Below are 8,704 nucleotides of genomic sequence, written 5' to 3'. Positions count from 1 at the left end.
AGCTGATATTCTTTTTTAGAGTCATAATTGTGGTAGATTAGAAACTCTAATATAATGAATTTCAGCTCTTTTGTTAAGTACCTTCTATATTTTTGTCGTGTATTAAAGGCAAAGATAGTAAAAAAATCGTTGTCATTTATCCTTTTTGATTATCTTTGTACTTGTATAATTCATAACCATGGACACCTTACAGAAGTGTATCACTGACATTAAGCAAATACTCCTTCAAGCACAATAAAAGGTTTATTAGGCTACAGCTTTTGCAATGATTGAAGGTTTCTGGAGAATAAGAAGGCGTATTGTAGAAGAGGAACGGCAAGGGAGTATCCGTGCTAACTATGGGGAGCAAGTGATCGCCCAACTCTCGAAAGAATTAGGAAAAGGGTTTAGCGAAAGAACACTACGAGATTATCATAGATTTTATCTTCTTTTTCCTGATGAAGATAATTTGGCACACATGTGTGCCAAATTGACGTGGTGTCATATTCGCTTGATAATGAGAGTATAAAGCGATCAAGCGAGGGCTTATTACCTACAAGAGACTGCACAACAACATTGGTCAGTTCGTACCTTAGAACGCAATATCAATACGCTTTATTACCAGCGTTTGCTTGCCTCACAGATGAGGGAGGCGGTCAAGGAAGAAATGAAAATGAATTGGAGAAGAGTCTCATCAATAACCTACAACAATTCTTATTGGAATTAGGAAAAGGTTTTGCTTTTGTAGCCAGACAAAAGCATATCCGTACAGAAACACAAATGAAAAGTTGGTAGAAACTAACCCCTAATCACTCAAAACTTAAAAACTCAAAACCTTATGAAACGATTCTTATTGGGCTTAGTCCTTATTCTCGTTGCTTCTTGTTCTAAGAAGCCTGCCTCTTTGGCACTGATCCCCAGCGATGCCGCTTGGGTAGTCTCTATTGACTTGAAGTCGCTTTACCAAAAAGCGGATATCGCCTCCTCTGAGGACTCTGCGGAGTTCAAGCAGTGGGTTGATGATCTTTCCATAAAGGATAAGCAACGTGATTTCCTCCGTGAGCTGCTCCGCAACCCAAGAAATTCAGGGATACGTTTTCGCGAGCCTATCTATCTCTTCCAGTATGGACAACAAGGGGGTAATGGCATGGAAAACTATATCGGGATGGCCTGCTCTCTCTCCGATAAGGAAAAGTTCGAGAATACGCTTAACCAACTTTTCACCTTGACTGACAAGAAACATACCCTTACCGAGGAAAGTGGCTATAAGCTACTGAACATGGCCGAAGGCAGATATACGCTGAGCTGGGACAACGACAAAGCGCTTTTTCTGGGAGTAGGCGACGCAGATGAAGAACCCGCTTCAGAACTACAAATCCCCTTGAAAGCTAAGCAACTCCGCTCCTTAGAGGCTAAAAAGCAGATTACCTCCCTTGACGGCTTTGCTGACTTTCTTTCCGACCAAAAGGACATCAGTGTATGGGTGAATGTAGCAGATGCTTATACGTCCTTGGATGAGAAACTACCTTCCTCTGCTGCTCTTTCTCCTTCTCTATTCAACCTACAACAGGGAACCTACCTCTATGCAACCTTGGAGTTCGAGAAAGAGGAAATTATCCTCTCCGCCCGTACCCTATATAACGAAAAGTACCAAAAGCTCTTAGACAAGCATCGTATAGGGGAGGCTTCCTTTAACAAAAAACTCCTTAAGCACTTCCCAGAGAAAATGCCTATGGCGTTCACAGGAGTGGTCAATGTGAAGCATTACTATGAGTTTCTCAAGGAAGCCGAACCCGAACTCGTCAAAGAAGCCGATATCGAGCAGTGGCTTGCCAAGAAAGACCTCCAGCTGGACAACCTCTTGAACCTCTTTGGAGGGAGTTTTGTGGTGGCATTGGAGGACTTTGAGACAGGTATGAGTATCCCAATTCCTGTCGTAGGAGCCAGCTTTGATGTCAATGATAGAAAGATCTTGGACAAAATGGTCGCTGAAGAAGACCTCTTTACCAAGGAGGGGGATCGTTATAGCATGACTTTCTTTTTTGTAAGTATCCATTTTGCTTATAACGATAAGGCCTTTTTCATAAGCAACTCCTCCGATGAGGTAGATGCTTTTATTGCAGGAAAGCACAAAGATAACGCTTATAGTAGCTCCTTGGCATCTCAGGCAGGGAAGAATACCTTCTATGGTTCTTTTAATCTGAACTTGGACGACTATCCTAGTATAATCAGGATGGCGATGAAGTCCGACAAGAGTGTCCGTGATGAAGCTTCCTTCCAGTGGCTTATAGACCATTCTAAGAATTTGGAAGTAAAAGCCAATGCCAAGGAAAACACTGCCTCCCTTATCTATCATATGAAGAATGTGGAGCGCAATAGCCTTTATAGCTTTCTTCAGTTTGCCAAACAGGTCAATGCAAGCAAGATTGACAAGGGGAATAAGGCAGAAGCCTACGAAGATGACGATGAGACATACGAAGAAGGGGAAACTTATGAAGACGATGATGTAATCGAAGAGGACACAACAACCGAAGAAGGTGTAAAATAAGGGTCATGGAAATCCACTTACATCAGCTAAGACCGAGTTATATGGAACAGACGGAGCTAACTCCCTCGGATATCTATCTGAGGGAGGAGGTCGTCTTTGCCCCAGCTAAGTGCTATCTTATCCGCGCTCAATCGGGTAGGGGAAAGACCTCCCTGCTAAGTTTCCTCTATGGGGAGCGAGATAGCTATGAGGGTACCATTACCTATGATGGGGCAGTCCACCCCAAAGACCTTTTTGCCTATCGCCGCCATAAGCTAAGCTACCTCTTCCAAGACTTACGCCTCTTTCCCTCGCTGACAGCCAAGGAGAATATACAGCTCAAGAACCGACTGACAGGCTATTTCTCCTCCCAGCAGATCAGTGAATTACTCGCACGAGTGGGGCTTGCCCATAAGCAAGATACTCCTGTGGCTACGCTCTCCTTGGGACAACGCCAGCGTGTCGCCTTCCTGCGTGCCTTAGCCCAACCCTTTGAGGTGCTCCTCTTGGACGAGCCTTTCAGCCATTTGGACGAGGCGAATACGCATGTGCTCTGCCAGATTTTAGAAGAAGAATGTACCCAAAGAGGAGCCACCCTACTGATGACAGCCTTGGAAACCAATACCTTATTGAACTACGACCAAATATTACAGCTCTAAAATCAAGATATGCTCTATAAGCTCCAGCGAAAAACACTCCCCAAAGCCCAACTCCTTGGCTATAGCTTTGCCCTAATGATCTCTGTGGCACTGCTAGGGGGTATCTGGCAACTCTATAAGGACGTAAAACCCTTGTTAGAGGAGCAAACAGATATATTTTCAAGTAACTATGCGGTAGTGAGCAAGCCCATTTCGGCGATAGGCTCTCTCGAGAAGGAAAGCATCTACTTCACTTCTCAGGAACAAGAGTCCTTGCGCCAAGAATCCTTTGTCAAGAGTATGGTGCCTTTTTCAGTAGCTACTTTTAAGATTATGGCGTATACCCACGAGGGTGATGGCGAATTGCCTCTGTTTGCTACTGACCTTTTCTTTGAGAGTATTCCAGATAAGTATATTGATGTGAAGAGTGACCAATGGCAATGGACTCCCTCCCGCTCCTTTGTCCCTATCATTATTCCTGAGAACTATCTTTCTCTCTATAACTTTGGCTTTGCCCAGAGCCAAGGACTACCTGTACTCTCCAAAGGATTGATTGATAAGATTTCTTTTGGTCTACGCCTTTCAGGTAATGGCAAGGAAGCGGTATTCTCCAGTCGTATTGTGGGCTTTTCAGCTAAAATCAACTCTATTCTCGTTCCTGAAGACTTCCTCGCTTGGGCAAACCAGACTTATGGAAATCCTTCTTCACAGGCCTCTCGCCTTTTGGTGGAGTTCCACGATCCTTCTCAGCAGGAGATACTGAGCTACTTCAAGGCGCATAACTATACCATAAGTAAGGACGAACTGGAACTGAGCAAGATGCGCTTTTTCTTCTCCTCAGCCCTTTGGACGGTGGTAGGGATTGCCTTACTGATACTGCTATTATCCGTAGCCGTGGTCGTGCTTAGCCTACATTTAATCTTGCAGCGCAACAAAGAGCAAATTCACTCTTTGCTCTCTATTGGCTATACCCCTGCCCAGATTGCTCGTTACTACCAGTGGGTGGTCTGTTTCTTTACGTTGGGAGCTATTATAGTTGCCCTAGTGCTCTGTTACGTGCTGCGCAGCTTCTATATGGCTAAGCTCTCCCAATTGTTCCCCTTTACCCCTGCTGACTTCACTCTCCCTTTGGCTGCTTTTGTCTTAACCATGCTCTTATGTATGCTTTATAGTATGATCCTTATTAGGGGAATAGGCAAAAAGGAATAGGGATTCATTGGCTTATTAGTTTTATGGGAGGAAGGATAGATTATTGTGTAGATTCAATTTGCGAATTGACAAATTATCTTCACTTTTGCCCCCAAAAAAGGGAACATTATGAAGCATGCACTTGTGCATTTTCGGTAAGTCTTCCTACGATATTCATAAGCGTTCTATTGGTTATTAGGTTACTATTTTTTCATACTCTAATTTTTCAATTTGCGAAAGTACTTTTTATCAAGTTACTGTACAATATGAAAAAAGGTGTAAAACACTGAAATACAACCTACTAATAAAAAATATTTTTCAAGGTATTAGGTAATGATTTAGAAACCTAATTTTGAAAAAGCCTGTCCAAATCATCTAAGACCCTGTCTTCTCTTATCTACCTATCAAAAAAATAATCCCCTTTGTATGAGTTAATTACATTATTTTTTTATAGTTTTGCATTTTAAATTCTATTTTTCTTATAAAACCGCCTTCAAAATATGAGGTAATGCATGAGAGTTACCATGCAAAACAAAATTATCAGTTAGGTGATCAAAAATATAATGCTCAAACAGAATTAGAAAAGGAAGAGTATGTGTTTGATAAATTAATGGAACAAAAAAATGAATTGAAAGAACATCAGATTGAACACGCAAAAGATTACATTGATATTGTTAGAAAAAGACATGCTAAAATAAATAAACAATGAAACACACAGAAGAACAAATTATAAAAATAACAAAGCAAATAAAGGCTTGTATAGAAAAAAAATATGATATAAAGCTAAATCATAGTATAGAGGAGGCTATATATGATACTGAACGACAATGCTGGGTTGTAATAGCTGTTTCAAAATTGTTTGAACAAGAGAATTTATTTTCATATTTTATTTCTGATGATACGGGAAAACTTATTAAAACAATGGATAAATATGGATATAATACTTATCTGCCACGATCTGAGATCATAGATAAAGAAAACCTTAAAGAATGGGATGAGTATGAAAAAGAATACCCAGAAGATTTTATCTAAACAATAAAGTTAAAGCCACCCCTAACCTCTCACTGCCAAAGACTACCAGCTGAGAAGTTTTTCTGTACTTATACTCTACCTTTGCGCTGAAAAACATAGCAAAGTAGTAATAATGGAAGTATTAGTAATAGAAAAAGAGGCATTTCAAGAGGATTTGGCAGTATTATTAACCCTGTAATATCAGTAGCTCTTTGAAGAGCAGATAAAACAAAATAAAAAATATATATTTAATCATGGGAATATTAAACAGAGATTATCAACTTATAATATAATGAGCTATAATTCTATTAGATTTTATTTATGGCGTTGGCAATGGGAAATTATTAATAAAAATATAATATGATAAGAATTCTTATACTTTTCGTTTTATTCACTTTATATAGTGAGGGACAAGATCTAAATATTAATTTAAAAAAAGATAAAGTTATGGAATATTTTGATGTAAACAAATATAAAGACTGGGAAATAGACCCTGATTATTATCCCATTACAGGAGCTAAATTTTTTAAAAAAGGAGCTGAAAGGGTTAGTATACACTTTTCTAATGAAAATATTATTGAAGTTAAAAGTAATTATCAATCTCCTATTAAAACTAAGAATATTTATTATTCATCAAATAAATTATTATGGAGTTCTAAGAAAATATTCTATAATTGTATTATTGGTATAGTTATAGAATATAATGAGATAGGGAAAGCTATTAAAAAAACTAATTATGATAAAGAATATACATTTACAATTGATGAATTATGTGATTTTATTCAAGATGAGTATAATGTAAATATAAGAAGGATCTCTGATGGATATATTAAGTGGGATGTTAAAAAAATATATGAGCCAATCTTAAAAAAAAGTTGTTATAGAGTAGATTTCTATACCCCTAAGCCTCAAGTAGGGGAAATCTATGCTAGAAAAGAAATCTACATAGACAGTAAGACGGGAAAAGTACTATATGAAGAAGATTCTTTTCTGTTTTTAGAAGGAGGTGATCTATTACCTAAATCTAAAACGGACTTTCCTAAAAAATAAATGGCAATTCTCCTAGCCAGCCTATCTATTTACTTTTTACCTTTCACAAAGTGCTCCCATACTATAGATCTTATCATATAATACTGTTGTAGAGTTGGGTTTTGTCGCTTGTGGTAGAAATGCGAAAAATACCTATAAAAAGAAAAATGTGCCCTTATAATAGCCCAAGTACTTTTGAGCTTTCCTTGAAAGAAAAAGCGTACCCCTGCTACCCCATCCAAGACCATTCTAAGGAAAATTGTAATAGGCCAAAAAGGCTTTGGTACGTTCTTCAGTAGCATAAAAAGACTATTGCGGAAATTTAGATACACTTTTTGAGGACTTCCTTCTGTGAGAGTAGCACCTCCTAAGTGGTATATTTGTGATTGAGGGGTATAATAGACTTCATACCCCTTATTCTTTGCTCTCCAACAGAGATCTATCTCCTCCTGATGAGCAAAAAAATCCTCATCAAAACCTTTAAGTTCGTCAAAAATAGCTTTTCGTATAAAAAAACATGCTCCCGATGCCCAAAAAATAGGTGTTTGCTCTTCATATTGTCCCTTATCTTCCTCTATGCTATCAAATACACGTCCTCTACAATAAGGGAAACCATACTTATCTATATAGCCTCCTGCTGCTCCTGCATATTCAAAATAGTTTTTCTGCTTGTAGGACTTTATTTTAGGTTGCAATATACTTACCTTGGGTTGTTGAGCAAAAATATCCATTGGAGCTTCCAACCAATGTGGGATTACCTCTACATCGGAATTAAGCAAGCAATATACATCGGCTGGGATATGCTTCAAACCCTCATTGTAGCCCTTAGCATAACCATAGTTTTCTGGATTTTGTACAATTTTTATTTGGGGGTAATGTGCTTGTAAGAAAGCAACACTCCCATCAGTAGAAGCATTATCAATCACATAGAGTTCAGCCCCTATGGAATAAGCTACCACCGAGGGAAGAAACTGTTCTAATAAATGCTTTCCATTCCAATTGAGTATAACGACAACCATAGATAGTGACAAGTGACTAATGACTAATCATTAGCAATTAATAATTAAAAAAGTATGTTTTTCCTCCTTATATACGTATTGTATGCTGATATTCTCATACAAATCTATTATGGACTTTACAATAGCCAAGCCTAATCCTGTGGAAGTACTATCTTGGTCACCCTTATGAAAGCGTTTGAATATATTCTCAGGATCAAGAGGAGTACGTTTCCCTTCGTTGGATATAGAAAAAGTATGTTTATCTATATTAATTTGTATTTTCCCCTTAGGGTAAGTATATTTAATGGCATTTCTAAGGAGATTAGAGAGGAGAATTACTGCTAAATCCTTATTTATCTCTACAGAAAAAGGTACTTTTTCTTCTATCTCAAGAGAAATTTCCTTAAAGGCTATCAAGTCTTGGTATTCCTCAATGAGAGTATGAAGCAAGGAAGTAAAGCAAATCGGAGAAACTTCTTCATACTGGCGGTTTTCTATGCGTGCCAAGGTAAGTAAAGACTTATTAAGCGTAGCCATACGAGTGAGTGAGGCTTTCGCTTCGGAGAGTTGCAGAAGCTGTGCTTGGGAAAGCATTTCATCTTCCATAAGCAGTTCTAACTTATTGATAGTAATAGCAATAGGCGTTTGCAATTCATGAGCTGCATTACCTATAAAAGTACGTTGTTGGTCAAAAATGGCTTCTGTACGATGCCACATACGATGAATATTTTCATCAAGTTGTGCAAACTCTTTTACTTGAGTTGTTATAGGAACTACTCCTTGGCGATTGCCCAATTCGTAAGCATTGATATTATGTAGCAAGGTATTAAAAGGTTTCCACACACGCCTAATGAAAAGTAAATGAATGATATACATACTCACTACCAACACCAAATACAAAACACCAATACCAATAGCTAAATTGACCATCAGATCATCCTCCTCCACTGTGGAAGTACGTATTTCCAACGTATAACAACGGTCATTGTCATCACAAAAACCTGTTTTCAAAACCCTATACAGTTCTTTATCATCTCCTAAAGGCTCATAGAGAAATTCATTTTTTATACTATTCTTCTTAGACACCTCTCCCTGAGCAGGTCGTACCCTAAACTGTCCTACCCCATATTCACTGACTGAGAGGATACGCTCTGGATACTCCTTAGAGAGTGCAATGATTTCTTTTTTCCTATCCTTGAGACCATCATCTACATTGTCATAAACTTCCTCCAAGATAAAAATATAAATCACGCCCAGCCACACTACCATAATAGGCAAAAAAGCCAGGGCTACCTGTCTTAGTGTATAATTTTTTAAAGAAACACTCATTTGCT

General features: G+C 38.4%; 10 protein-coding genes. 8 read left to right on the top strand and 2 right to left on the bottom strand.

The window, feature by feature from the left end; all coding sequences use genetic code 11:
- Nucleotides 1–265: 265 nt before the first annotated feature.
- The 8 genes from Q0625_RS10175 (at nt 266) to Q0625_RS10140 (ending at nt 6,393) form a co-directional block, all read left to right on the top strand.
- Nucleotides 266–508, top strand: a complete 243-nt coding sequence (locus Q0625_RS10175) for a DUF1016 N-terminal domain-containing protein (RefSeq protein ID WP_298826674.1) — start codon at nt 266–268, stop codon at nt 506–508.
- Between the two features lie 47 nt (nt 509–555).
- The gene (locus Q0625_RS10170; protein WP_298826669.1) at nt 556–774 is read left to right on the top strand and encodes a PDDEXK nuclease domain-containing protein; all 219 of its coding nucleotides are present in this window, start codon (nt 556–558) and stop codon (nt 772–774) included.
- 43 nt (nt 775–817) lie between these two features.
- Nucleotides 818–2,527 (top strand): DUF4836 family protein, encoded by a 1,710-nt coding sequence (locus Q0625_RS10165; RefSeq protein WP_298826666.1) that lies wholly within the window; start codon nt 818–820, stop codon nt 2,525–2,527.
- Nucleotides 2,528–2,568: 41 nt separating this feature from the next.
- Nucleotides 2,569–3,165 carry an ATP-binding cassette domain-containing protein gene (locus tag Q0625_RS10160; protein WP_298826662.1) on the top strand — a complete coding sequence of 199 codons (597 nt, stop codon included), beginning with the start codon at nt 2,569–2,571 and terminating at the stop codon, nt 3,163–3,165.
- A gap of 9 nt (nt 3,166–3,174) precedes the next feature.
- Nucleotides 3,175–4,353 carry an FtsX-like permease family protein gene (locus Q0625_RS10155; RefSeq protein ID WP_298826659.1) on the top strand — a complete coding sequence of 393 codons (1,179 nt, stop codon included), beginning with the start codon at nt 3,175–3,177 and terminating at the stop codon, nt 4,351–4,353.
- Nucleotides 4,354–4,792: 439 nt separating this feature from the next.
- Entirely contained in the window at nt 4,793–5,041 is a 249-nt protein-coding gene (locus tag Q0625_RS10150; protein WP_366125069.1) for a zincin-like metallopeptidase toxin domain-containing protein, read from the top strand.
- Nucleotides 5,038–5,364: a hypothetical protein gene (locus Q0625_RS10145; protein ID WP_298826656.1), complete on the top strand. Its 327-nt coding sequence runs from the start codon at nt 5,038–5,040 to the stop codon at nt 5,362–5,364. Before Q0625_RS10150 ends, Q0625_RS10145 begins: the two co-directional genes overlap by 4 nt.
- 426 nt (nt 5,365–5,790) lie before the next feature.
- Complete coding sequence (locus Q0625_RS10140; RefSeq protein WP_298826653.1) at nt 5,791–6,393, top strand: hypothetical protein; 603 nt, start codon at nt 5,791–5,793, stop codon at nt 6,391–6,393.
- A gap of 29 nt (nt 6,394–6,422) precedes the next feature.
- On the opposite strand, the gene Q0625_RS10135 is transcribed toward Q0625_RS10140, so the two are convergent.
- Entirely contained in the window at nt 6,423–7,391 is a 969-nt protein-coding gene (locus Q0625_RS10135; RefSeq protein ID WP_298826650.1) for a glycosyltransferase family 2 protein, read from the bottom strand.
- Between the two features lie 30 nt (nt 7,392–7,421).
- On the bottom strand, nt 7,422–8,699 hold the full coding sequence (locus tag Q0625_RS10130) for a HAMP domain-containing sensor histidine kinase (RefSeq protein WP_298826647.1): 1,278 nt from the start codon (nt 8,697–8,699) through the stop codon (nt 7,422–7,424).
- Nucleotides 8,700–8,704: the final 5 nt, after the last annotated feature.

The organism is uncultured Capnocytophaga sp. (assembly GCF_938029845.1).
In the GTDB taxonomy this organism is placed as follows: Bacteria; Bacteroidota; Bacteroidia; order Flavobacteriales; family Flavobacteriaceae; genus Capnocytophaga.
The sequence above is the reverse complement of the archived record's forward strand: the minus strand, read 5'-3'. Positions and strand labels throughout refer to the sequence as shown.

Bases quoted from the DNA above. Each gene is read 5' to 3' on its own strand.
- Q0625_RS10155 (WP_298826659.1), top strand. From the start codon at position 3,175: ATGCTCTATAAGCTCCAGCGAAAAACACTCCCCAAAGCCCAACTCCTT.
- Q0625_RS10135 (WP_298826650.1), bottom strand. From the start codon at position 7,391: ATGGTTGTCGTTATACTCAATTGGAATGGAAAGCATTTATTAGAACAG.
- Q0625_RS10160 (WP_298826662.1), top strand. From the start codon at position 2,569: ATGGAACAGACGGAGCTAACTCCCTCGGATATCTATCTGAGGGAGGAG.
- Q0625_RS10175 (WP_298826674.1), top strand. From the start codon at position 266: ATGATTGAAGGTTTCTGGAGAATAAGAAGGCGTATTGTAGAAGAGGAA.
- Q0625_RS10145 (WP_298826656.1), top strand. From the start codon at position 5,038: ATGAAACACACAGAAGAACAAATTATAAAAATAACAAAGCAAATAAAG.
- Q0625_RS10130 (WP_298826647.1), bottom strand. From the start codon at position 8,699: ATGAGTGTTTCTTTAAAAAATTATACACTAAGACAGGTAGCCCTGGCT.
- Q0625_RS10165 (WP_298826666.1), top strand. From the start codon at position 818: ATGAAACGATTCTTATTGGGCTTAGTCCTTATTCTCGTTGCTTCTTGT.
- Q0625_RS10140 (WP_298826653.1), top strand. From the start codon at position 5,791: ATGGAATATTTTGATGTAAACAAATATAAAGACTGGGAAATAGACCCT.